Origin of the sequence: Oceaniferula flava (assembly GCF_016811075.1) — a bacterium.
GTDB lineage: Bacteria > Verrucomicrobiota > Verrucomicrobiia > Verrucomicrobiales > Akkermansiaceae > Oceaniferula > Oceaniferula flava.
Genome location: NZ_JAFBGL010000002.1, coordinates 141,918 through 164,712, shown reverse-complemented (window position 1 = coordinate 164,712; position 22,795 = coordinate 141,918). Strand labels below are relative to the sequence as shown.

At 53.0% G+C, this 22,795-nt stretch carries 23 protein-coding genes and 2 tRNA genes; 3 read left to right on the top strand and 22 right to left on the bottom strand.

The window, feature by feature from the left end; translation table 11 throughout:
• Positions 1-3: 3 nt before the first annotated feature.
• The 13 genes from JO972_RS03820 to hemL form a co-directional block, all read right to left on the bottom strand.
• Positions 4-1,182 (bottom strand): cysteine desulfurase family protein, encoded by a 1,179-nt coding sequence (locus JO972_RS03820; protein WP_309488674.1) that lies wholly within the window; start codon positions 1,180-1,182, stop codon positions 4-6.
• Positions 1,183-1,243: 61 nt separating this feature from the next.
• Entirely contained in the window at positions 1,244-1,663 is a 420-nt protein-coding gene (locus JO972_RS03815; RefSeq protein WP_309488673.1) for a septal ring lytic transglycosylase RlpA family protein, read from the bottom strand.
• 504 nt (positions 1,664-2,167) lie between these two features.
• On the bottom strand, positions 2,168-2,752 hold the full coding sequence (locus JO972_RS03810) for a polysaccharide biosynthesis/export family protein (protein WP_309488672.1): 585 nt from the start codon (positions 2,750-2,752) through the stop codon (positions 2,168-2,170).
• Positions 2,753-2,869: 117 nt separating this feature from the next.
• A complete protein-coding gene (locus JO972_RS03805; protein ID WP_309488671.1) occupies positions 2,870-5,014 on the bottom strand; it encodes a GumC family protein in 2,145 nt (714 codons plus the stop codon).
• Between the two features lie 177 nt (positions 5,015-5,191).
• Positions 5,192-6,436: a hypothetical protein gene (locus tag JO972_RS03800; RefSeq protein ID WP_309488670.1), complete on the bottom strand. Its 1,245-nt coding sequence runs from the start codon at positions 6,434-6,436 to the stop codon at positions 5,192-5,194.
• 56 nt (positions 6,437-6,492) lie between these two features.
• On the bottom strand, positions 6,493-7,179 hold the full coding sequence (locus tag JO972_RS03795) for a lysozyme inhibitor LprI family protein (RefSeq protein WP_309488669.1): 687 nt from the start codon (positions 7,177-7,179) through the stop codon (positions 6,493-6,495).
• Positions 7,153-7,223: transfer RNA gene (locus JO972_RS03790), tRNA-Gly, on the bottom strand. The genes JO972_RS03795 and JO972_RS03790 overlap by 27 nt, the downstream gene beginning before the upstream one ends.
• A gap of 185 nt (positions 7,224-7,408) precedes the next feature.
• Positions 7,409-8,164, bottom strand: a complete 756-nt coding sequence (locus tag JO972_RS03785) for a Nif3-like dinuclear metal center hexameric protein (protein ID WP_309488668.1) — start codon at positions 8,162-8,164, stop codon at positions 7,409-7,411.
• 80 nt (positions 8,165-8,244) lie between these two features.
• Positions 8,245-9,441 carry a vitamin K epoxide reductase family protein gene (locus tag JO972_RS03780; RefSeq protein WP_309488667.1) on the bottom strand — a complete coding sequence of 399 codons (1,197 nt, stop codon included), beginning with the start codon at positions 9,439-9,441 and terminating at the stop codon, positions 8,245-8,247.
• 57 nt (positions 9,442-9,498) lie between these two features.
• On the bottom strand, positions 9,499-9,777 hold the full coding sequence (locus JO972_RS03775) for a hypothetical protein (protein WP_309488666.1): 279 nt from the start codon (positions 9,775-9,777) through the stop codon (positions 9,499-9,501).
• Between the two features lie 117 nt (positions 9,778-9,894).
• A complete protein-coding gene (locus JO972_RS03770; protein WP_309488665.1) occupies positions 9,895-10,095 on the bottom strand; it encodes a hypothetical protein in 201 nt (66 codons plus the stop codon).
• Between the two features lie 30 nt (positions 10,096-10,125).
• Positions 10,126-10,208: transfer RNA gene (locus JO972_RS03765), tRNA-Leu, on the bottom strand.
• 105 nt (positions 10,209-10,313) lie between these two features.
• Entirely contained in the window at positions 10,314-11,597 is a 1,284-nt protein-coding gene (gene hemL / locus JO972_RS03760; RefSeq protein ID WP_309488664.1) for a glutamate-1-semialdehyde 2,1-aminomutase, read from the bottom strand.
• 189 nt (positions 11,598-11,786) lie between these two features.
• On the opposite strand from hemL, the gene JO972_RS03755 reads away from it, so the two are divergent.
• Positions 11,787-12,506, top strand: coding sequence for a hypothetical protein (locus JO972_RS03755; protein WP_309488663.1), 720 nt, complete (start codon positions 11,787-11,789; stop codon positions 12,504-12,506).
• A gap of 70 nt (positions 12,507-12,576) precedes the next feature.
• On the opposite strand, the gene JO972_RS03750 is transcribed toward JO972_RS03755, so the two are convergent.
• The 4 genes from JO972_RS03750 to JO972_RS03735 all read right to left on the bottom strand — a co-directional run bounded on the left by JO972_RS03750 (position 12,577) and on the right by JO972_RS03735 (position 16,412).
• Positions 12,577-13,920, bottom strand: coding sequence for a right-handed parallel beta-helix repeat-containing protein (locus JO972_RS03750; protein ID WP_309488662.1), 1,344 nt, complete (start codon positions 13,918-13,920; stop codon positions 12,577-12,579).
• 102 nt (positions 13,921-14,022) lie between these two features.
• The gene (locus JO972_RS03745) at positions 14,023-14,463 is read right to left on the bottom strand and encodes a hypothetical protein (RefSeq protein WP_309488661.1); all 441 of its coding nucleotides are present in this window, start codon (positions 14,461-14,463) and stop codon (positions 14,023-14,025) included.
• Positions 14,464-14,615: 152 nt separating this feature from the next.
• Positions 14,616-15,407 carry a PEP-CTERM sorting domain-containing protein gene (locus JO972_RS03740; protein ID WP_309488660.1) on the bottom strand — a complete coding sequence of 264 codons (792 nt, stop codon included), beginning with the start codon at positions 15,405-15,407 and terminating at the stop codon, positions 14,616-14,618.
• A gap of 402 nt (positions 15,408-15,809) precedes the next feature.
• Positions 15,810-16,412 carry a polysaccharide biosynthesis/export family protein gene (locus JO972_RS03735; protein ID WP_309488659.1) on the bottom strand — a complete coding sequence of 201 codons (603 nt, stop codon included), beginning with the start codon at positions 16,410-16,412 and terminating at the stop codon, positions 15,810-15,812.
• Between the two features lie 254 nt (positions 16,413-16,666).
• On the opposite strand from JO972_RS03735, the gene rpsB reads away from it, so the two are divergent.
• A complete protein-coding gene (gene rpsB, locus JO972_RS03730; RefSeq protein WP_309488658.1) occupies positions 16,667-17,347 on the top strand; it encodes a 30S ribosomal protein S2 in 681 nt (226 codons plus the stop codon).
• A 67-nt stretch (positions 17,348-17,414) separates the two neighbouring features.
• Positions 17,415-18,281: a translation elongation factor Ts gene (gene tsf / locus JO972_RS03725; protein ID WP_309488657.1), complete on the top strand. Its 867-nt coding sequence runs from the start codon at positions 17,415-17,417 to the stop codon at positions 18,279-18,281.
• Between the two features lie 140 nt (positions 18,282-18,421).
• Here tsf and JO972_RS03720 read toward each other — a convergent pair whose 3' ends face one another.
• The 5 genes from JO972_RS03720 to JO972_RS03700 form a co-directional block, all read right to left on the bottom strand.
• A complete protein-coding gene (locus JO972_RS03720) occupies positions 18,422-18,934 on the bottom strand; it encodes a hypothetical protein (protein ID WP_309488656.1) in 513 nt (170 codons plus the stop codon).
• Between the two features lie 12 nt (positions 18,935-18,946).
• Positions 18,947-19,786, bottom strand: a complete 840-nt coding sequence (locus JO972_RS03715; RefSeq protein WP_309488655.1) for a glycosyltransferase family 2 protein — start codon at positions 19,784-19,786, stop codon at positions 18,947-18,949.
• A 4-nt stretch (positions 19,787-19,790) separates the two neighbouring features.
• Entirely contained in the window at positions 19,791-20,351 is a 561-nt protein-coding gene (locus tag JO972_RS03710; protein ID WP_309488654.1) for a dTDP-4-dehydrorhamnose 3,5-epimerase family protein, read from the bottom strand.
• Between the two features lie 28 nt (positions 20,352-20,379).
• The gene (locus tag JO972_RS03705; RefSeq protein WP_309488653.1) at positions 20,380-21,309 is read right to left on the bottom strand and encodes a Gfo/Idh/MocA family protein; all 930 of its coding nucleotides are present in this window, start codon (positions 21,307-21,309) and stop codon (positions 20,380-20,382) included.
• An 82-nt stretch (positions 21,310-21,391) separates the two neighbouring features.
• Positions 21,392-22,678 carry an SHD1 domain-containing protein gene (locus JO972_RS03700; RefSeq protein ID WP_309488951.1) on the bottom strand — a complete coding sequence of 429 codons (1,287 nt, stop codon included), beginning with the start codon at positions 22,676-22,678 and terminating at the stop codon, positions 21,392-21,394.
• Positions 22,679-22,795: the final 117 nt, after the last annotated feature.

The following is a 22,795-nucleotide window of genomic DNA, read 5'->3' as shown; positions in this document are numbered from 1 at the left end:
GATCTAACTCCCTGTGTAAACCTGCACCGGCCCAACTCCCGGGCCGCCTTGCACGCTGCGCAGTTTTCCCACCGCCTTCTTCACCGCCTCCACAGCAGCATCGCATTCCTCCTGGGTGCTGAAGATGGAAAAGGATACCCGCAAGCTACTCTTCGCCTGTTGGGCAGAGATCCCCATGGCGGTCTGGACATGGGACGGCTGTTGCTTCCCTGTCATGCAAGCGCTGCCAGCCGAGCACTGAACGCCGTATTCATCCAAAAGAATCAATAAACCTGCCGCCTCACAGCCTTGGAAGGATACATGACTGGTGTTCACGCTGCGATGGGTCAGTGAACCATTGACGGTGACGCCGTCGAGCTCTGTGGTCAGACGTTTTTCAAAATGATCGCGCAGCTGCACGATTGGAGCATGGGCATCGGCATCGAGCTTTGCCTTCATAATCTCGGCCGCCTTCCCCATGCCCACAATTGACGCTACGTTCTCAGTGCCACTGCGTCGCCCACCCTCTTGGCCACCGCCACGCAGCATGGGATCGAAGCGCACGCCCTCACGCACATAGATCGCTCCGACACCTTTCGGAGCGTGGAATTTGTGACCTGAAATCGAAAGGAAATCGACTGGCACCTGACTGACATCCACCGGCATTTTGCCCACCGCTTGGATGGCATCGCTGTGGAATGGCACACCCGCCTCGTGGGCAAGGATCGCCGCTTCTTGAATCGGCTGAATGACCCCGGTTTCATTGTTTGCCCACATGACCGAGGCCAGCGCACAGGCATCATTTTTCACCGCAGCGGCGAAATCATCGATCAGCAGTCGCCCCTCGGCATCGACGCCCACCTTCTCCAGCTTCACGCCATATTTTTCACACAGCGCATCGCTGTAGCGCAAGATGGCGCTGTGCTCGATCTCACTGGTGACCATCGTTCCGCCACCGGCCATGGCGAAGGAGAGCACCGCGTTATTGGACTCGGTGCCGCAACCGGTCATGACAATTTCCTCAGGCTTGGCATGGATCAACGCCGCCACTTGTTCATGGGCCGTCTCCAATGCCTTCCGCACCACCTTCGCCGCGCGATAGCCACTGGACGGGTTATACCACTGGTCGGTCAGAAACGGGAGCATCACCTCAAGCACATCCGGGTGCACCTGAGTAGTCGCATTCGAGTCGAGGTAGATCATGCCGATATGTAACCTGTGGAGCGGCTCGCCGCAAGAACAAGGCCATGCCTAGATCGTGCGTCTACCACCAGAACCAGGATCTCTTGGCTTTACGTTTGTATTTTCCATCCCCCACGCTGACCACCTCCACGCGGACTTGGGTGAGCCCATGTTCTTTAAAACCAAGCTTGGATGCCGCCCGCGGTGTGACATCGATGATCCGCCGGGGAATGAATGGGCCCCGATCGTTGACCCGCATTTTCACCGACTTCCCATTCGAGAGATTGGTCACCTTGACCACACATGGGAGCGGCAAAGTCTTGTGTGCCGCCGAGACATGCCAGGGCATCACCTTCTCACCCAGTGAAGTATTCCCCCGTTTCAGTCCGAAAAATTTGCTTTCATCATACCATGAGGCAATTCCGTCTTCACTGTAATTCAAAGCCTGCTCCACCGACATGGGGTGGTAGCGTTGCCCCTTGATCGTGTAGGACCTCTGCATGTAACCGCTGTAACCACCTCCACAAGAGACAAAAAAACAACACAGTAGGGGGATCAACATCCAGCGCAACACAGGGAACATGGCCGAAGCCTAGCGCAATGGCGCCGCTGCGAAAACTGGAAAAGTAGTCGTCAAAGCAGGGTCTTGACCTTGCTGGTCACTCTGCCTATAAGCGCAGCGCCTCTCAGAAACTATCCAATTTACGATATGACCCGCACATCCATTGAAGCCTGCGCCAAAGCTTTCGTTGTCGTTCTTTTTTGCCTCTTCGTTTTCTCCGTCTACAACGTCTGCGCCATGATTGGCTGGGTGTAAGGACTGGCAAAATATCTATTAAATCTGAGCTTGGCCATTCATGACGGGCCGAAGCTACGGCTGTGCACAGGGTGCAGCCACACTTATTGTAAGCGCTCTATGCCATACGTCCGCCAGGGAGTGACGAGCAGGCAAAAAAATAGCCGGTGATATCGCAATACCACCGGCCATTTTGTAAAACTTAATCGATTAGGTCCCGTTCCACTTCTTCTGTGGCACGTTAATTGTATCGTTGGGATACACCTTCACACGCATGTGAGCTGCATTTCTCATATCGTAAGTGTATTTTTTTCCATTGCGGTGCAGCTCCACACGACGAATGGATCCAAAGGCCGTTTCGCCACCTGCAGCCGAAATTGCTTGGAACAGAGTCATTCCTCGGGTGTATGGCTTCTGCCCCGGAGACTTCACAAAACCACCGACACTAATGAGCTGAGCATCAATCTGCGAAGCCGCACTGTCTTTACGTGAAACCACTGTGATGCGGGGGTTTTGATACATCTGCGCGGCGCGGTAGCTGCTTTCGATACGGCGAGCGAGTGCCGAGCTCGACATCCCACTGGCTTTAATTCCGCCTTGGAGGAGAGGAAGATACACATGACCATCTGGACTGACCACATACTCACCACTGATGCGGGTCTGTTCAGAAGCAGGCACTCCTTTGATCGTAATGCTGAGTATTTCCTTAGTGGAAATAGATTGAGCCACCGCTACGCCGGAACACAAGGTCACGGCAGCCAAAGCAAGGGCTAGGAATTGAGATAATTTTTTCATAGTCGGTAAAATTCGTCTGGGGTTTTGATTCAGAATGAGTCGCCAAACTCATGGAGGTTGGACAATGAGCATACGCTTGGCGCGGCACATGTCAACATCCCTGCGGTTCGGTAACGATCAATAGAGGTCCTCGTCAGACGAGGCTGATTTACTCTGCTGCTTGGCGTTAGTTGAGGCTTGAACGTTCTGCTGATTGTCCTCGCCACTGGTTGGGGCGTAGTAAGTGTAGTAACTAGTGTAGTATTGGTATTGGTTATCACTGCGGACATCGACGTTGTTGAGAACCACCCCAATGACTTGGCCACCCACATTTTCCACTGCCTGCTTCACGCGAAGGAGCATGTTACGTGGTAGTTTCCGATGCTGAACCACAATCATGGTCAGATCCACCTCACTGGCCAGAACCGAAGCGTCACTGACACCCAGGATCGGTGGGGAGTCCACCAGCACCAGGTCGAAACGCTGCTTCACGTCCTGAATAAGCTCGGACATCCGGCGCGAGTTCAGAATCCCCGCAGCATCCGCAGGAAGAATCCCCGAGGGCATAAAGTAAAGGTTGTCCACCGGAGTCTGAAGAATCACATCCTCAAGCAGAAGGTCAGTGGTGAGGTAATTGGTGAGACCCACTGAATTATTGATATCGAAGAAGGTGTGTAGACGCGGACGACGAAGGTCGGCATCGATCATCAGGGTCGTGTAACCACCCTGAGCACAGATGTATGCCAAGTTCACCAATGTGGTCGATTTACCCTCACCAGCACCACCGGAAACCACAGTGATGGAGTTGTCCTCCGGGTTCTTCCGGTTGAATTCGATGTTGGTTCGTAGAATTCGATACGCTTCTGCATCCGGGCTCATGCCACTTTGCTTGTGCAGGACTCCCACATCTTTGGGAATCACCGCCAACACAGGAACGTTCAGGAAACGTTCGACGTCCTCAAGGCTCTTCACTGAGGTATCCAGATATTCCAAACAGAATGCGATACCCACGCCGAAGATCAAACCGACTACAGCGCCAAGAGCCAGGTTAAGTGGAACGTTGGGGCTCACAGGAGTGTCCTGGATTTCAGGCACCTGGTGCAAAATAATGTTGGTTGGAGGCATCACCAGCTTGGCTTTCTCCAGGTCATACTTCACTTCCATCTGATCCTTGATGCTTTGCGCCGTTTGGTATTCTTTTCGGGCCAAGTTGAACTCTTGGAATGACCGAGCTTTCTCTGTGCCTCGGTCTTGTTGGTCATTAAGAACCTCTTCCATTTTCTCAACGCGACCTTCAACGAGCTTAAGCTTGTATTTCAAGGATTCACGCACGTTGACGGCACGCTTTTTCAAACTGGAATCAAGTTCGGCGATACTTGCCTTACGCGCTTTGATATCCGGGTGCTGTGGTCCCAAACCTTGAGCGAGCATGACTTGAAGATCTCTTTTTGCAGCCACGAATTGATTGTAGTTATCACTAAAACCCACCTCAGGAAGCTCGGCAGCCACGGCCACAAGCTCATCATCGTCCAAAGTCAGCAGTTTGTTGATCTGGAATGACAGCTGCTCTTTTTCACGGTTGGCTTCATAAAGCTGTTTCTCGGCAAGGTTCCGCAACTCAAGCTGGCCACCAATCATTTCTCCACCTCTTTCGCTCTCGACCCAAATGACACCGACTTTTTCAGCGATATCCATCAGGCGTTTACGCATTTCGGCAACTCGGTCGCTCTTGTTCTGCAGTTCAACTTGAATAGCTTTCAATTGCTCTCTGCGAATACCCATTTCCAAGTCATTCCGGCGTTGCTCGTAGGCCTGATAAACGGCTTCGGCTACTGCTTGAGCATCCTCTTTTTTACGGTGTCTGACTGAAATTTCGATCAGGTCGGTGCCACGACGTTGATTGGTTTGAACGATGCCTCGCAAGGTATTCAGCACCGTCTTGCGATCCTGACCCCAGCGTGTCTCCAGCTGCTTCTTATCAATCGCCAACTCGAGGGTCGATGGTGCGACGATGATCTCGAACTGGGTATTCATGAACTGACGGGTCATCACCGGTCCAGTTCCTGCAGTTTGCATCATGGTGGGTGAAACATCATTAATTGGCTTCACCTCAACCAGTGCCGAGCTCTCATATTTTTTGGGCATCACGTAGGTGATCACCGCCGCAGTAAGAAACACCAAAAGGAAAGTGAGGAGAATAACTCCATAGCGGTTTTTAAGAACCTGCCAGTAATCAATGGCATGGAGTGATGATTCGTTTTGATTGATGTTTTGCTGTTGCATATTCAGATCTATACTGGGCTGTTTTGAGGCAGATGGTGAAATCTTGCTATCGCTCGCGATTAGCACACGAGCTAGCTGGATGTTTTTCTATGAGAACTTCAGATTTGTAAATCAAAAAGCCGTCGCAATGTAAGACATTGCGACGGCTGATATGTTCGGATTTTTTAGACAGGAAAATTAGAACTCAACGCGGAGCCCCAGAGAAGCGCGGTTGCGCTCGTAGGTGCGTGAGGCAGCTGATGTGCCTACTCCGTTGCTTGCGTCACTGTCGGTCCAGTTGTAGGAACCTGTGACATACATACCATCGTTAATCTTGTAGGAGAAACCGAGGTAGAGGTTCAGGAGGTCCTGGTCGAGATCGGCAATAGCGCCACCTGCAACAGGAACGGTGCGACCATCTTCCATGTCAGTCATGATGTAGTTCACACCTGCATGCAGGGTGAGATCAGGTGAGACGATGTAGTCAGCGGAAACGCCCACACGAAGGGTGTTGTTGGAATCGTAAGTGTAGCCAGCGAAGCTGGTGCCGTAATCTTCCACGCTGTAGCGAGCGAATGCACGCACGCTGAACTGCTCATTCACACGGGTGCGAATAGCGGCTTCGAAGAATGGGCTATCTCCGTCAGAACCGCCATCGACGTCGCGGATCTGCACACCACCTTTAAGGGCGAGAACAGAGTTCGGGCTGAAGCGGTGCTCAATACCTGCAGTGATGTAGTGGTTGGTGGAATCACCGGCGGTGCCGTCGGCATCGGTCCAGCTGTAGCGGTAATCAAGAGTCCAAACCGTTTGCTCGGAAGCACGGTAGCGGAACTGATTGTAAACGCTGTAGATCATACGATCGTTGCCGCTCAGGTCGCTCTGGTAATCAAGACCACGCACTTTGAAACCGGTGTAGGTAGCAAAACGCTCACTCCAGCGGTAACCGACAGCATTGTCTGATTGATAGTGAAGATACTCACCAATTTGACGATCGGTGGAGAAACCGTAGCTGTAATCTGGCTCAAGCTCATATGCAACGTAGTTGCGGCTGCTGAAACGAAGTCGCTCGCTCACGCGGTGTGCCCAGTTAATACCGAGGCGACCTTGAGCATACATGTCATCGCTACCGGAGGCAGCAGGAGCATCGAAGTAGTAAGTGCCACCAACACGAGCATAAACGTCCCAAGTGGTTTGAGGTGTGATGCTCACGAGTGATGCACCAACGTAAGCGTTGACGTAGGTCACATCGTCTTCGGAGCCAGGACCGGAAAGAACGGTAGGGCTCACGTTATCATCGTAGCCGAAGCTAACACCTGCGTTCCACTTCAATGGGGAGCTTTCCTGAGCATCGTCGTTAGGTGCGATGTCATACAAACCTTGCGCGGAAGCTGCACCGAGAGAAGCCAGTGCAAATGCTCCTGTGATTAGTTGTTTTTTCATAGATTCTAAATTATTTTCAGTAAAGTTAATGGTTTATATCAGCTAAAATCAACGGGCTATCTAGGGATAAGATAATCCATTTTGTCCATGATTTGCTCGTCCTCGCTTGTAGATGATGGAGGAGTCACAACAGGAGGCTGAAGACCTGGAGGGAACAGAGGGAAACCGCCGGGGCCACCAGGAGTGGGACCTTCTGGACCGCTACCGGGAAAATCGAGAGGATTAGAGGCAACAGGAGGAACAACAACTTCCTTACCACCCTTGGCGCTTCCGCCTTTAGCACTGTAGCCGTCACCAGCATTGGCACCGAATTTGGTGACCACAGCTTGAACCTCGGCCAAAGCGTCAGGAGCGACTGCGACGGCACACTGTCCGATAATACGCACTTTTTCAGGAGCTGAAGTGACTGCTGCGGAGACGATGTCTGCCACCAGTTTCTTGTCTGCATCGGAAGCGACGATTGCGGCCTTGACGATCTCGCAAGCGCAGGACTCGTTTTGAGCCACTTGAGTTGCGACCAGCTCGAGGACGTTTTCTGGATTTGCGGCAACTGCTTTTTTCACAGCTGTCGAAACTTTATAACAATCAGGCGCAGCTGCATGGGCTGGTGTAACCAAAGCCAATACAGCACCGAACAGTGCGTATTTCATAGTGTTTTTCATAGTATATAATCCTTTCTGGGTGAACAGATGGTGTGTTTTTCCTGTCATAGAAAAAGCGGGTAGCGAGAATCGAACTCGCATGATCAGCTTGGAAGGCTGGAGCTTTACCATTAAGCTATACCCGCAAAGGTGAGGGCATTAAAACCCCAGCAAAGTATGCCGACAAGTACTAAATCGTCTTTTCTTTCTTATTTTTAAAATTCCCAGAAGCAATCTCACAAACGCTCAAAGTATTGTATTTTGCTGGCTTAGCCGGATCAAACAACTTTTAGAACACTTCTCTTTTTCTGTTAGGAGTGATTTTTTTAAGCTATAAGCCCGTGGGGTGATCGATGAATGTGGACTGGAGTTTGAACCGCTCGGAAAGCAGGGTCGCCAGTGCCTTGACCCCAAATGTTTCCGTTGCGTAGTGCCCTGCGTAAAGCAAGTTTACGCCCAACTCCTCGGCGAGCGGGAAGCTCCAATGCGGCCCTTCCCCTGTGATGAAGGTATCGATGCCTTCCGCGGCCATCGCAGCAACTTCCGATCCAGCCCCACCGGTGATGACCCCCACCCTGCCGACGCTATTTGCCCCTCCGACACAAACGTGGACGGGCCCAGCAACGGCATCAGTCAGGCGTTGATGCAAGGTGTCGAGGTCGACATCCATCTGCTGTTTGAGTCCAAGCTGGATCCCTTTCCAATCAAAAAATGGCACGGCATCCCCCATCTCCAGGGCATTAGCAAGCAGCCGGTTATTACCATATTGAGCATGCACATCCAGTGGGATGTGGGCGCTGTAGAGGGCCATGCCAGAATCCACCGCCAGTTTGAGTTTGCGATACATGGCCCCAGTGATGGTCTGCGCGCCCTGCCAGAACATGCCATGGTGAACGATCAGCAAATCTACCCCTTGAGCCACCGCTTTTTCGAACACGGGCAGCGAGGCATCAACAGCGGCACCGACGCGCAGAACCTCGCTGTGGGAGTCAATTTGCAAGCCATTGACAGCGCCTGAGTAGTCGGGAATCTCCGCAATGTTGAGTTCTTGATCGAGAAACGTAGTAATATCCGAAAGTTGGGCCATGCCGACAATCTAAGCTGAGCTTATTTTAAAACGACATCAAAAAAACTTGGTCGAAGTGCTCAATTCAGCATGAAAAGTTTTCATCTAATACCTAACTGGTTCTGCAACATCTGCTCAAGTTCCTTAGCCGAGCGGGTATTTCCCTGCATCATGACGGCCTTTTTGATCAGCAACTTAGGCATCACCGGAGTTTTTTGGGCGAACTCTTTGTAATCCGCAGCATCCTGTTTGAGTATCGATTGGATCCACGGATTGTTTTCCCAATTGAACTCAGCATCTCCCACCAAGCTTGCTGCCATCGCTTCTGCGGCTTCGACAGGAACTTGATTGTTTTCGAAAAGCCAGTGATGAAACTCAGCGAATTTCGTTCGATCTGCCTGCCAAACAGCCAAACCCAATTGGGCAAATTCACAGGCCATGGGCTGATCCTTCACTCCCTCCGGCAGGTAAGGATTGCACTTTTGATTAATTGGCGCAGGCAATAACACGATGCAAATTTTGTCCGGGTATTTTTCCAGCAGGCCATTCAGATTCTCGTGTAGCCCACGGCAGGCATCACAGGTGTAATCGTAGTATTTCACCAGCACATGCTCTGCATCCGGTCGACCAATGTGCGGCAAAGCATCCACTCGATAGGCTTTGCCTCCATCAAAAAACTTCACCAGCCGCCCATCGCCCTGGGCATGAACGTCGCTGGATTCCGCTTCGTCATCAACTTTGCCCAAGCTGATCTCTTCCAGTTGGTGGCTTTGGGGCGCGGGGCCAAAGTATTGCATCAGCGCAAGAGCTGCCACTAGCATGAGAGCGCAGGGAACCAGGGCGGCCGACTGCCGAAGGAAGCGGCCTCTATTCTTGAAATCAGCCAGCAAGATCGCAGCCGCCAGCAGGAAACCCACCGCATGCATGGTCATGCAGTATTTGCAGATACTTTCCAGCGCTACGATCTGCAACACACAAAACCAAACTGCGGCGGCAAGCACCAGCCAGGCTGCAAGCTGCCTGTACCAACTCACCAGCTCACCTCGCATGACGACGCTTGCGAGAACTCCCAAATAGAGGATAAGGGAAAAAACCGAAACAGGAATGACTCCAAAGACCATCGACCACTTACTACCCAGCACATTGGCGCAGTCGCTACCTCCGCCACAGCCAGCTAGGGCGCTGATCGAGCCATTCAGTTTTTCAATCGTCAGCCAAAGGCTCAAGCCGGCAGCAAGTATTGCCAGAACGGCAATCACCACCTTCCATTTTGTGCTCAGATCCTGGTTTGTCTTCATGGGCGACAACATTGGCGCGCATGGCCACTGTGACCAGAGCAGATTGACAGAAGCAGCTTATTTATCACGCACAGGCACGCCATTTTCGTCCAGCGCAACCCAATCATCCCCTTCACGATTCCTACGCCAACCATTGATCGCAAAGAGCAGGGTCAGAGCCAAAAAGAAGATCGCGGTCTCCATCAAGAAGGGGCTGGTGATCAGAGCTAGACACATCCGCCCAAGTTCACCGGCAAAACCGGGCAGGTAAGCCGATGCCGCAACTGCCCCCAGCATGACAAAGAAGAACAAAATCAGGCTGAAACCAATCAGGGTATGTTTTTTACGTGCTTCCATGGTGTAGACAGGCACTCGTTCGCACCCAAGTAACTTATTTTCAAGCTCAAAAAAAGCGCACCCGCCAGAATGACGAACGCGCTTGGAAATCAATAAAGTCCGGAGAGCTTCGATCACCTAGCCACCGAAGAGGCCTTTGGCCTTATCGAGCAGACCATCCGTGTCTGGCATCTCACCGTTCACTGCGGAGTTGACGATATCTTGCATGCCCTCGGGCAGCTTGTCTTTGACGAAACCAAGCACCAAATCAATGGCTTGCTGGCTCATCTCTTCGCTGAGGCCTAATTTTGCGGTCAATTGTGCTTTTAATTCGTCCATGATATTAAGTGAGTAGTTTGTGGTGAGAAGTACCGGGAACAGGGGTCGAACCTGCACGCCCAAAGGGCACTAGATCCTAAATCTAGCGTGTCTACCAATTCCACCATCCCGGCGTGGAGCGACGTGACTATATGAGAACTTCGAACTTTGGCAACGGGTTTCTTGCTCATTTTTCAACTAAGAACCGATTAAAACAAGCACCCGTAAGCCCCTTATTTTTAGATTTTCGCCAAGGCCGCCGACATAGCTTCGAGCGTCCGATCAATCTCAGCTTCGCCGTGCGACACGGAGATGAAGCCGGTTTCGTAGGGGCTTGGTGCGGTGTAAACACCCTGCTCCAGCATCTCGGTGAAGAATTTGCGGAATGCCGCCGTGTCCGCGGTCATGACGGAGTCCAGGTCGACAATTTCCTCCCCGGTGAAGAACAGGCAGAACATCGAGCCGACCCGGTTGAATTGGTAATCCAGTGACTTCTCCTGCAGCAGCGCACGCACGCCGGCTTCCAGTCGGGCGCCCAGCTGGTCCAATTTCGCATAGCCGTCTTGGCGTTCCATCTCGCGCAGCTGGGCCAAACCTGCCGCCATGGCCAGCGGGTTACCACTGAGGGTGCCGGCTTGGTAGACTGGACCGTCCGGCGCCAAGTAATCCATAATCTCCGCCTTGCCGCCGAAGGCGCCGACCGGCAATCCGCCGCCGATAACTTTGCCCATGGCTGTGAGGTCGGGAGTAATACCTTCCAGCTCTTGCACCCCACCTTTGGCCACGCGGAAGCCAGTCATGACTTCGTCAAAAATAAACACCGCACCATGTTTCGCGGTGATGTCACGGAGGCCCTGCAGGTATCCTTCCTTGGGGAAAATCAAGCCGGCATTGGCGGGGTAACTTTCCACAATCACGGCGGCAATCTGATCGCCCATCTCGGCAAATACAGCATTCACCTTTTCGATGTCGTTGTAGGGCAGGATGATGGTTTCCGCGGCAAAGGAGGCAGGCACACCGGCAGAATCAGGCTTGCCGTGGGTGAGCGCTCCCGATCCGGCGGCAACCAAGAGGCTATCGACGTGACCGTGGTAGCAACCGACAAATTTAATCACCTTGTCGCGACCGGTAAACCCGCGAGCCAGTCGAATGGCGCTCATCGTCGCTTCGGTTCCGGAGTTCACCATGCGGACTTTTTCCACCGACGGCACCCAATCGACGATTGTTTCCGCCATGTCCACCTCGTAGGGGTTGGGGGTGCCGAACGACACCCCTTCCTTCGCGGCCGACTGCACAGCCTCCACCACACACTCGGGAGCGTGGCCCAAGATCGCGGGCCCCCAGGTGCCGACGTAATCGATCATTTCATTGCCGTCGACATCCTCGATGCGACAGCCCATGGCGCGACGGACGAAAAACGGGTCGCCATCGACATTTTTGAATGCTCTGACCGGGGAATTCACACCTCCGGGGATCACCTGCTTGGCAGCCTTGAACAACTTGCTGGAAATATCTCTTTTCATGGTAAAATCGTGCCGAGAACCGGCGCCGCCAACATGAAAGCCCAGCCGAGGCAATGCAAGCCCTCAACCATGCAATCCACATTGGCTTGAATAAAGCGGGAAAAGTAATCGTCGAACTCACATCCACGAGCTGCCCAGCGCAGATTTTCCGGTGGATTTCAAACCGACCCTACACTAAGCTACCCTGTGATGAAAACTGCCACCTCCATCCTCGTCGCCTTGTTCGCGGCCCTCGCCACGACTGAGCAAAGCGATGCCGCCCCGAAAAAATCCCTGCTGAACAACGACCCGGATGTGATCTACCTGAACGAGCACATCAACCGCACCATTCACCTGCTAGTGATCAAACCGGCGACGATTTACGCCACGAAAAAAGGAGGTCGCAAGCTGGGCACCTTCAGCCCGGACACCAAGGTGGAGCTCATCGCCATCACCGATCGGGCCTACCGGGTGAAAGGTCAGGCCACCCATGCCGGGGTCAGTGGCTGGATCAGCCCGCAGTTGGTAGCTTCCAAGGATAAAAACTTCATCGTAAACCTGAAAAAACTCTACGAACGCCAGATGGCGGTGAAGGAACTCATCGCCAACCATGAGGTGGCCATCGGCATGACCCTCTCCGAGGTCAGACAATCACTGGGAGAACCCACCGAAACCGAGGTCAAACAGACCCGCGAGGGCGAATCCGGCCAGTGGGACTTCGTGATCACCGAGGAGCAAAAACACTACCGCACCATCCGAGACCCCAGCACCGGCGGCATCTACCGTCAGCTCTCCCACATCACCACAGAAGAACGTTCACGCACCACCATCGAGTTCGATAACAACACCGTGACCTCCGTGACCCGCAAGAAAAACAACGGCCCGGGTCGCGTCCGCATCATCCCCGCTCCGGTGATCTTCCACTGGTAATTAGAGCTCTCCTGGAGCGCTGGTTTGTTCACTCCACCGTGGCGATTAGATCAGCTTCGCTGCCCTCACCTTAGGGCTTGCGGATGGTAACCTTGTTATTTTTCCCTCGATCCGTCACTTCCCCACTGCTGAGGATGGTGTTGCCGCTGGAACTGGATTCGAGAATGATCGGGTACTCCGTGGCATTGATAATGTTGGAGCCTTTTCCGGTCACCACGATCGGTCGCAGGTTTTCATCCTCCGCCCCCGGCTGCCGACGGAAAATAATCTTGTGCTTGTCTCCTTGAATATCCGCGAGGTTGTGCGGACCGACGATTTCGGGCGACCGAATAATCGTGATGTCCAGATCCTGCACCGAGCGGGATAAACGAAAGTCGCTGAGCGGTGCGTAGGAAAAATTGCCAAACGATCCGGAGACCTTTCCTTTTTTCGGCATGTTGAAATTGGTGGCTCCACAATCGATCGCAATGGTGTCCTTGACGGTGGCGGATCGGGCCAAGTACAGGCGCACACCTCCCCGCATCTGTTTCACCCGGCAGTTTTCCACCGTCACGTGACCACTGCGGGCATAGGAACGGATCCCATCCTCGGAAAGTGGCAGCATCACATCGCGTGGGATCGGTCGGCCATCGCTGCGGTATTTGGATCGCTTCGGCAGATCCTTCGCATGAGTCTCCGCGTAGAGCTCCTTGCTCGCACGCATCCGCCCCTCGACGTAGCAATGCTTGATCACTGAATGATCGGCCGGAGCTTGCATGTAGATGCCGTGGCCAAATGCACGCATCTGAATCTCACAGCGTTGCAGCATGTTGTGCCTGCCAGTGAGCAAAATGCCGCAGCGTTTATCCAAGCCAAACACATTATCGCGACCGATGCCGTAAATGCTGCCATAGCCATAAGGAAAAGATCCACGTACCGTGAGCTTCAGGCCGTGGATCTGGTTGTGATCGCCTGAGACTTTCACCACTGGGTCGCCACGCAGTCCGCTCGCTAGCTTCCTGCGTTCCATATTATATTGGCTGAAATCCTTCACCTCCTGCAAGCCGTTCTCGTAGGTGTCTTCGAAAGTACCCCCTTTGATCATATTGTGATCTCCGGTCACGCGGAAATAGCAGGATTTCGTCGAGCCCACAGGCGCTTCCAGCATGACTCCAGTGAGGTCAATCTTATTGTTAGAACCGCTGACTTCAACGTAACGATTTTTTTTCGAAAGGTCCGCAAGGTTGTAGTCGCCCGCAGCGAGAACGACCGCCTGATCGCTCTTGGTTACAGCTTGACGCAGCTCTTCGAGACTTTGCACGGTCACTTTGCTCTCGGCTTGAACCAGCCCAGCCATCATCAAGCCGAGCATGAGGCTGATGCTGGAGAGGAGTTGTTTACGCCGTGAATGGGGGGGAATTGAGGAGTTCTTCATCACAATAATCAGTGCCCTCCTAACAAAACCAGTGAAATGAGCCAGTCAATTGAGGGTTACTGACGCTATTACAGCTGCGGTTTCACATCTCTATCACACTTATCATGACATGCCCGCGGGCGGAGGTGCGTGTGGGAATGTTTCCGTTGAGCGACAGTTGATCAGTCGCACGTGATCACATTTCCCCTCGTAATTATCCCAGAGCTCGATGAATAACCCGTCTGGAGCACTGGCTTCAACGATGGCCTCCAGCCAGCTACGGTATGCAGCATCGTCACCTATCGCCGCAGCCATTAGGTCTGGGAATTGCCGCTGGATACCGGACGCCAGCTCTTTAGGTGTCCGGCACCTCTCCCCGCCCCAGTCAAATACAGAGCTGTCGCCGATTGAGCCGTGAGGGCCACGCGTATTCGAATCAAGGACATGCAGCCGATAGCGCCAGTGTCCACCACTTGGGGAAAGCCCGGCACCCAGACGTAATTTCCCATAGCCACCGGCATGAAGAGCCAGCACAGCTTCGATCAGTAGTCGCCCAGGGTGCATCGATACTATGTCAGTTAACTAAAAAAGTAAGGATATAACACGTAGAGCCTCGCTACAAGCCTGAGCAGCAGGCCAGAAATGGGGCCGAGGGAGAACACGAGCGCCAGCCCTCCCTCAACCCCAACCCCAGTAAAAAAAACAGCTTCGAAGCTCTATTTCCGCCGGCGGAACATCATGGAGAGAGATCCAAGCCCCAAAAGCGCCACAGAACTTGGCTCGGGAACTTGCGTCAGGCTCAGACCGCTGAGGGTGCTGAGCGTTCCATTGGCCTCGGAGATGTAAATCGAACTGAAGTCGACATCCGAGGCGTAATCATGACTCGCCAGCACTCCGGCAATTTGGCTATCGGTCCAAGTCACCGAACCAAAATTATCAACCCCATTGTAATCGGACAGATCCACGGTAACTGTCAGAGTGCGATCCCCAGCGTTCCCGTCCGGACCGTCGATAGCCACAGAGCCACCCGGACCACCCCACATATCCAATTCACCCGAGCCTCGTAAAATAATCGAACCCGTGCCCTGCTGGTTTAAAAAATGGCTGGTAGTCGACGGCTCGTTGAGTGCGGAAAACCCCATGGAGAGCCATGTATTACCGGAGCCAGTGACATCCCCGATGGTCATTGTTAGGATAAAGACCCCATTGGCGGAGCCTTTGGTATCGTTGATGTAGCTTCCGAGGTTGAGGTAGGCCGATGAGATCGCCGAGGTCCCAACGACAACCGAGCCATCGTCGAAAAACGTATCGGAGGAAACCCAAGCACTCGAGCCGCCTGCCGCGCCGACCCCCGCGTCGAAGGTCTCAGCCGTGCTGCTGTCAAGCGCTCCACCGGCACCGCCGAATGTCTCCTCGACGATCACGGTGCTTGCTGTGGCCGACCCAAGGGTCAGAAGTGCCGCAGCAGACAACGCGAGTTCAATTTTTGTTCGTATCTGAATAGTCATGATATTGTGTTATGCAATTACTCGTCATCCCATTCACAGTGAGAACCTTCCAAAGATGATTCGCCTATGAATGGAAATTAGATACGTTCCATACTGAAATACCTCTAGAAGTCGGCAAGAAACATTTCAGTGCTCCCCAAACCCTCTCCAGCAGATTTCATTACCCCGTTCAAGGGCTCCTCAAGTTTGAGGCGTAGGCAGCTCATCTCAATGTTTATAGGGTTTGGGCGGTATCACGCTAACTCCATGACAGCTAGACACATGGGAAAGCAAACCGTCCAATCTCTGCCAATAGGGTCAATAACTGAACCAACAATATCCTGAATTAGTTAATTTCCACAGACCGATTCCCCAGCAAACAGCGCCGATTCGGACAAATTGTGAGCTCAATGGATGGAGAACCTAACCTCGATCGAATAGTCCGATCCGCTGCGGCACATTAATCAGATCATTGGGGTAAACCTTCAACGTCTGCACTTTAGCATCCGTGAAATTATACTTATGACGCATCAGTTTACCCTCGCTGTTTCTCCGAGTCAGGTAAAGGAACTTGCTGGCAAATGGCGTGCGATCGCCTGCCTGCTGGATCGCCTCGGCCAAGGTCATACCTTCGCGGAATTGCACCCGACCCGGTTTTTTCACCTGTCCACCCACACTGAGGACCTTTTGCACCAAGACCTTCTCCCCCTCAATCACCTGCAGCGAGATCGTTGGAGCCGTGTAGATTCCGGCATTAATTAGTGCCGCTTCAATGCTGCGCTCGACCTGCTCGGGAGTTTTTCCCGCGGCCATCACATTCTGATTGATGATCGGAATCCGGATGTTGCCAGATTCACGGACGCGGTATTCCCCGTTGACCTTCACCTGCTCAGCCGCCGGCACACCTCGGAGAGAAAGCTGAACCGCATCGCCAGATTTAATCTTCGCTGCGAAGGCGGGCGTGTGGAGCGATAGCACGGCGAAGACGATCGCCAACAAGTTAACTTTTCTAAATAGTTTTATCATGAGGATATTTGGACTCTTCCTATCACAGACATCGCCCTAGCTGGATCTGTTCGATTTTTCCTGCTCGGAACCAAAAATACCTTGTCAAATCTAGGTTCATCCACTAGGAACCCGCCAGCCTTTGGCACGCCGCCTTGTCAACTACGGGGAATTGAAGGACTTAGCCCAATCAGATTCTTGATTGAGCTACAGAAGCGGCTGATTCCCCAACAACCCAGAGCCTCCCTGATTCAAGGGCGGACACAACTAATACAATGGTCAACGAACTGATTAACGAAATGGTAGACGCTGGTGTTCATTACGGACACCAGACCCGCAAATGGAACCCGAAAATGAAGCCTTACCTCATGAAGGACAAAGGCGGGATCTACATCATCAACCTCGAGGAAACTGTGAAGTGCCTCGACAAAGCATCCGATTTCCTCGGTGAGCTCTCCAGCAAAGGCAAGAAAGTCCTCTTCGTTGGCTGCAAGCGCCAAGCCCAAGACGCCGTTCGCGAAGCTGCTGAAGCCATTGGCCAGCACTACGTGAATCACCGCTGGCTCGGTGGCACCCTCACCAACCTCGCCACCATCCGCCGCTCTGTTGAGCGCCTGAAATACCTCGAAGACATCGAGAAGTCCCCTGACTTCAAGAAAATGTCCAAGAAGGAACTCTCCGCTCTCGGCCGTGAGCGCGATAAGCTTCTGCGCAACCTCCGTGGTGTGCGCGACATGGAAAACCTTCCTGCCGCCATGGTCATCGTCGACTCCGCTCGTGAGACCATCGCTGTCGCCGAAGCCCGCCGCTTGAACATCCCAGTGATCGCCATCGTCGATACCAATGCCGACCCAGGCGTGATCGACTACCCGATTCCCGGTAACGACGATGCTACCCGCTCGATCCGTCTGATCCTTCAGAACCTGGTCGACTCCATCGCCGTCAAAAAAGACTAATTCTACGACTGCCGGCATCAGTCGGCAGTCATTATCATCGATTAACTAACAACAGATAACTCAAATCATGATCACCGCATCCGCTGTTCAAGAGCTCCGCAAAATCACCAACGCAGGCATGATGGCCTGTAAGAAAGCCCTCACCGAAACTGAAGGCGACATGGACGCCGCCGTGAAACTCCTCCGCGAGAAAGGCATCGTCAAATCCGCCGGTCGTTCCGATCGCGAAACATCCGAAGGCCTTGTGTCCGCTCACGTTTCCGAGTGTGGCAAGAGCGGCCTGCTCGCTGAAGTCAACTGCGAGACCGACTTCGTTGCTAAAAACGAAGACTTCGGCGCATTTGTCACCGACATCACCAAAACCATCGCCGAATCCGACGCCGCTGACGCCGAGGCAGCTGCTGCTGTTTCCTACGCTGACGGCACCGTGCAAGACGCACTGGGCGCCAAGTTCACCGAGCTCGGTGAAGTGATCAAGATCAAGCGTGTCGCTCGTTACAACCTCGAAGGCAACGGCGCCATCGACAGCTACATCCACATGGGTGGCAAAGTCGGCGTCCTCCTCGAACTTGGTGCCGAGAAAGAAGAGACCGCTTCCAACGAAGCCTTCCAACAGCTTTCACGCGACATCTGCCTGCACATCGCAGCACTCAACCCAGCCGGCCTGAGCCGCGACGACATCGACGCCTCCACCATCGAGGAAGAGAACGAAATCAACCGCAAGCAGCTCGAAGCTGAAGGCAAGCCTGCCGAGATCATCGAAAAGATCCTCATCGGCAAGATCAACAAGTACTTCTCCGAGTCCTGCCTGATCGACCAAGCCTTCGTCAAAGACGACAAGGTCAGCGTCAAGCAGCAGCTCGCAGCTGTCGGCAAAGAGATCGGTGACACCCTCACCATCCGTCGCTTCGCCCGCTTCAACATCGGAGCGTAAGGCCAAAGGGCTTTCCAAGCCCTTTTCCGCAACCTTTCAAACCCCGCCTGCCTCGTGCACGGCGGGGTTTTTTATGAGAGACGCTAGAATGATTTTGCTCCGCAAAGCTAATAAGCTAATAAGCGAGCACACAAAACGCTCTAGCTAGAGCACGACCGTTCGACACGCTCCTGATACTCCAGCATCAGAGGCCGCAGCTCAGCCTCTAATCCGCTCACCTTTTCGACAGGGAAAACAAGCGCTCTCACGTCTCGATTGGGATGCCTCTGCAGATAGTAGGGAACATTATGCAATAGCTCGAAAAGCGTGCGATCAATCTGCGCAGCATGTGATTTTTCGGCGAAAAAAAGCCGACTTTCCCGCGGCTTGTCCGGGCTCATAAATTCGGCATGAAAATGCCCGTCATCAGGACCCAGACAATCAAACTTCAACACCTCATGTCCCAGCACATAGAGAGACAGAGCCGTGCCGTCACCCACTTGATTCACATGCTTCCAATAAACATCGATGCAAACCTCCGGGCTAATTGAATAACGTTTGAGGTCGCGTCGATCAGGAAACGTTCGGTCCAAGTCCCGCCCCGGACCACGAAGCAGCCCCATACAGGAACGTCTCCGCTTCACAGCTTTTCTGAATTTCTTAAGGAGTCCCATAGTGCTTTGTTGTTACGATTTGAAAAAGCGCTTCCAGATCGGCTGTGACCGCCGTTTGTATTTCAAGATCCGTTGATCATAACGAGCTCTCTGATCGAGAATGGATTTGTTCACGGCAGCCTGATAGTCTGCGCTCCCTCCCGGCACCCCATACAGCTCGATATACTTGCGAGACTCTGCCGCCCTCTCGGGGGTGGAGAGCCCCGGGAAATTGCCCCTTTTCAAATAAACCACGGTAGGGAACCAAACCGTGGATGTGCGCAGCCAGTCGCAAGCATAGAACTGCTGCCACATGTAGCTATCAGTAAACAATCCTGTAGGTGTCACGCGCCAGCCATGAGGCAGCTTTTTGTAGGCATCTAAGCGATGCATTACAAAAGATAGAGGGATCTTGATCATCTCCTGTTGCCTAGCCGCCCGGGCCCTTTCCGCAGGTGCCAATGAGGTGTCCGGCGAATTAAGGTGGCGGATTTCTCCATCGTCTCGTAGCACCGTCAACATCGAGTGAGCCATATCACAGGACTGTAACTCGCGGAACATGAGCTCAAGGTGGTTTTCTAAATACAAATCACGGTCACAAAGATAACCCACAACCTCACCTTGCGCCTCATTCGAGAGCAATGCATGCCTGTTCAGCTCCCCCCGCGATTCATCTTTGGGGAAATCGAAAAAGCGAACCCTTGAATCACTGGCGACCAAAGCTTCAGCACATGCACGAGTCTCTTCGCTCACACCATCACCGACAATGAACAGCTCCCATTCCTTCATCGTCTGGCGCCGCACACTGGTCACCGCATGTTGAAGCACAGGGCCACGATCCGCGGTAGTGGGCAGTAGAATCGTAGCCTTCATCAACCTAACTCATGCTCCCTCTTAATGCTTCGACTTCAGATCGGAGATTCTCGAGCGAACCAAACTCGGCTGCACGTTGCGCAATCACCGGGTCAGAAAATTCCCATGGAATTTCCAACGCTGGATCAGCCCAGTGCACCCCAATGTTGTCGTCAGCCCCGTAGTCAACATAACTCTCTGAGACCGCCTGCAAATGCATCGATGGCGTGTGGAAATACCAACCGTGCACAATTCCTACAGGGAAAGTTAGAGCCGCCAGATCCGCACCAAATAATCGATACAGCTGCCAATGACCAAAGGTCGGAGAGTCAGGGCGTTCATCGCGCAAACCGACTGATGCCTCACCTGACAAAAGACAAAAATACTCGTCGTGCCTCAAGTGGATGTGGCAACCACGGAAAACATTCGCCTCAGAACTAACAACACTCCACTGACACGGGTCAATTGCCGTCCCCCAAGAATCTTGAAATACTTCGGTAAAGGAACCTCGATCATCCTTATGCATCTGACAGTTGGCGAGATCGACACCTTCAATAACTTGCCCTTTAACTAAATATGATTTCATGTGTGTGGGGGGATTGCAACTTGGCAACCTATCCACCTAGTATATGTTTCCTGATCGTGTCAATCGTGAAAACGACCTCCGCGCCACCTCTCACTGAGCACAACGAACTAAAGTCCCCACTGATCAGGGCATCCAGAAACGCCTCAAGTTCAGTGATCAAGGCCGATACCGATGCATAGACGTAGTCTGTTGTGCTATCAGCTTCAATAAAGCCTCCGGCAGCAATATGTTGAACCACACCCGCGGTATCATCAGGTAAAACCAACACACCTTCACTGCCATGGAGCCTGACCTCTCTTCGCTTTTTGGCATATCGGTTAGAAACATCGAGCAGGCAGTCTGCCCCATCCGAGTTCTTAAAAAACACCGTGCACCCGACCACTTGACCATCGATCTCCTCCGCCATCGCTGAACTAGGCTCTGGAAGCTCGCCAAGGATATATTGGAAAATAGATAAATCGTGCGGTGCAAGGTTGGCCAAGGTATCGACATCTCTTCGCGGACTTGTCCAATTACAACGCGCACTGCGGATTTGCGTGAGTTCCCCAATGAGCCCCTGCTGATACAGCTCTTTGAGTGTACGAACTCCAGGATGAAAGCACCAGATGTGCATCACAAATAAAGGAGGCCCCTCACGATCTAGCAAAACTTGCGCGCCGCTAGAGTTGTCCGCCAATGGTTTCTCACAGAAAATAGGTGCTTCAGAGCCTTGCGCATCCAGTGCCGTGATCACCTCGGCATGAGTCGTCGCAGGCGTGGCGACAATCACACCATCCACCGCACCTAACTCATGAAGCTCAGCCGACACCTGATGAGCTCCTTGCACTTTGGCAGCGGCTTCGGCGTTCGCCTCGATAACGTGCACTCGCACGCCCAAGCTCAGCAAATCGCGCAGGATCACGCGCCCCCATACACCACAACCGATTAACCCCAAGCTTAGGTCTTTTCTTTCTCTCATAAAAACGATGCTCTCTCGCGAGCTGGGGATTTCGAGAAAAAAAACGGGCCACGATCAAAGCCCGGCGAGCTCTCCAAGACAGTTATTTTTTCAGCGAGTCCGTTTTTTTATTCAAAGCATCCAGAATGGCTGCGATCTCGGGGATGTGACCGTAGCTCTCCCTGAGTTTTTCCGTCCCCCTGGCCACCTTCGGATCAACACGATTCATCGCCGACCCGACAACGGATCCTGCCAGATATTTATCGGAAAATTCATCCAGAGCATGCAGGGCTTCATGGTAGAGTTTATTGTCGGGTGTCTTTTCCAGTTCTTTAATCAGCAGTTCCAGAGCCCGACCATTGTGTCCCTCCGGTTGATAGTATTCTTTGAACACCATGGCATTCGAATAGGCTCGCATAGAATGGCTTTCCTGCAGCTCTTTCAGCCAGATCAGTGCGGCGCGCTCAAAATCTTTGGCTTCTTCGAGGTGCTCGCTTTTTTGCTCACCAAGATATCGACAGGCCATCCAAAAAACGCCGTCCTCTCTGTAGCTATTTGCTGCGCGTGGGTGCCCTTTGGGGCTGATGCGGTGGAAGCCATTCTTTTTGAAACCGGCTACCGCATTAGCGGTCGTATAACGGTTGAAATCATATCCGCCGCCAATCGCATAGACCACTTCCGCACGAGGTTTAACGCCGGACAACACATAACCAGCGCTTGGCATCACACCGTAGGCAGGTCTGAAGCTGGCATTGACATATGATTGGGCACCACCACCGGAATGACCGGCGTAATGAACGCGTTTTTCATCCAGCGGCAAGGTTCCGAAAAGGTGGTCTAAGCTTTTTTTACAGAAATCGCTGTTCTTCTTCATGCTGTGGGCATTCGATGAATTTACGGACAGGGCCACCACCCAGCCAAAACGGTCCGCAACATCCGTCATGCCTTTTATAAACCCCGGCTTCTTGGCTCCCCAGGGAGCACAGAAAAAGATCAACGGCGCGGGACGATCCTGCTTCAAACTTTTCGGCAGATAGACGAAGTAAGACGCCCCTCCACCAGCGTCGACCGGGCCTTGCATTTGACCCAGGGGATAGGCCAAACCCTCCGCCGGTTTCGCATCGCTGCCTGCTGCCGGCTCGGTCGCATCAGGGATCGCAAAATGCTTCTGCAAAAATTTCTGATCACTCTCGACCAGCTTGTCCATCGCCAGCTTGACCAATTTACCATTGCCCATTTTCAAATGAACCGTGCCGTCCTCCACCTGCAAGGCAGAAGCCTCAGCCTTGTGGCCAGAGCTCGTCTGCCACTCGCGCATCTCAGTGGGGCTGGCCGCGTGGAGCACAGAGTTGACAATCAGACAGCAAAGGAAAAGCGAGCGACATTTCATCATTTCAGGGGTGTTTGGTTTCTTGAATCACATCCATCAGCGCCACGAATCGGTCGCATCGAGATGAACGACTATCAGACGAACCTAATTTGCCCGAGGGATCAAGATCATTCCTGT

Excerpts from the sequence above, each read along its gene's own strand:
- JO972_RS03820 (WP_309488674.1), bottom strand. The coding sequence starts at position 1,182 with ATGATCTACCTCGACTCGAATGCGACTACTCAGGTGCACCCGGATGTG.
- JO972_RS03815 (WP_309488673.1), bottom strand. The coding sequence starts at position 1,663 with ATGCAGAGGTCCTACACGATCAAGGGGCAACGCTACCACCCCATGTCG.
- JO972_RS03810 (WP_309488672.1), bottom strand. The coding sequence starts at position 2,752 with ATGAAAAAATTATCTCAATTCCTAGCCCTTGCTTTGGCTGCCGTGACC.
- JO972_RS03805 (WP_309488671.1), bottom strand. The coding sequence starts at position 5,014 with ATGCAACAGCAAAACATCAATCAAAACGAATCATCACTCCATGCCATT.
- JO972_RS03800 (WP_309488670.1), bottom strand. The coding sequence starts at position 6,436 with ATGAAAAAACAACTAATCACAGGAGCATTTGCACTGGCTTCTCTCGGT.
- JO972_RS03795 (WP_309488669.1), bottom strand. The coding sequence starts at position 7,179 with ATGCGAGTTCGATTCTCGCTACCCGCTTTTTCTATGACAGGAAAAACA.
- JO972_RS03785 (WP_309488668.1), bottom strand. The coding sequence starts at position 8,164 with ATGGCCCAACTTTCGGATATTACTACGTTTCTCGATCAAGAACTCAAC.
- JO972_RS03780 (WP_309488667.1), bottom strand. The coding sequence starts at position 9,441 with ATGAAGACAAACCAGGATCTGAGCACAAAATGGAAGGTGGTGATTGCC.
- JO972_RS03775 (WP_309488666.1), bottom strand. The coding sequence starts at position 9,777 with ATGGAAGCACGTAAAAAACATACCCTGATTGGTTTCAGCCTGATTTTG.
- JO972_RS03770 (WP_309488665.1), bottom strand. The coding sequence starts at position 10,095 with ATGGACGAATTAAAAGCACAATTGACCGCAAAATTAGGCCTCAGCGAA.
- hemL (WP_309488664.1), bottom strand. The coding sequence starts at position 11,597 with ATGAAAAGAGATATTTCCAGCAAGTTGTTCAAGGCTGCCAAGCAGGTG.
- JO972_RS03755 (WP_309488663.1), top strand. The coding sequence starts at position 11,787 with ATGAAAACTGCCACCTCCATCCTCGTCGCCTTGTTCGCGGCCCTCGCC.
- JO972_RS03750 (WP_309488662.1), bottom strand. The coding sequence starts at position 13,920 with ATGAAGAACTCCTCAATTCCCCCCCATTCACGGCGTAAACAACTCCTC.
- JO972_RS03745 (WP_309488661.1), bottom strand. The coding sequence starts at position 14,463 with ATGCACCCTGGGCGACTACTGATCGAAGCTGTGCTGGCTCTTCATGCC.
- JO972_RS03740 (WP_309488660.1), bottom strand. The coding sequence starts at position 15,407 with ATGACTATTCAGATACGAACAAAAATTGAACTCGCGTTGTCTGCTGCG.
- JO972_RS03735 (WP_309488659.1), bottom strand. The coding sequence starts at position 16,412 with ATGATAAAACTATTTAGAAAAGTTAACTTGTTGGCGATCGTCTTCGCC.
- rpsB (WP_309488658.1), top strand. The coding sequence starts at position 16,667 with ATGGTCAACGAACTGATTAACGAAATGGTAGACGCTGGTGTTCATTAC.
- tsf (WP_309488657.1), top strand. The coding sequence starts at position 17,415 with ATGATCACCGCATCCGCTGTTCAAGAGCTCCGCAAAATCACCAACGCA.
- JO972_RS03720 (WP_309488656.1), bottom strand. The coding sequence starts at position 18,934 with ATGGGACTCCTTAAGAAATTCAGAAAAGCTGTGAAGCGGAGACGTTCC.
- JO972_RS03715 (WP_309488655.1), bottom strand. The coding sequence starts at position 19,786 with ATGAAGGCTACGATTCTACTGCCCACTACCGCGGATCGTGGCCCTGTG.
- JO972_RS03710 (WP_309488654.1), bottom strand. The coding sequence starts at position 20,351 with ATGAAATCATATTTAGTTAAAGGGCAAGTTATTGAAGGTGTCGATCTC.
- JO972_RS03705 (WP_309488653.1), bottom strand. The coding sequence starts at position 21,309 with ATGAGAGAAAGAAAAGACCTAAGCTTGGGGTTAATCGGTTGTGGTGTA.
- JO972_RS03700 (WP_309488951.1), bottom strand. The coding sequence starts at position 22,678 with ATGAAATGTCGCTCGCTTTTCCTTTGCTGTCTGATTGTCAACTCTGTG.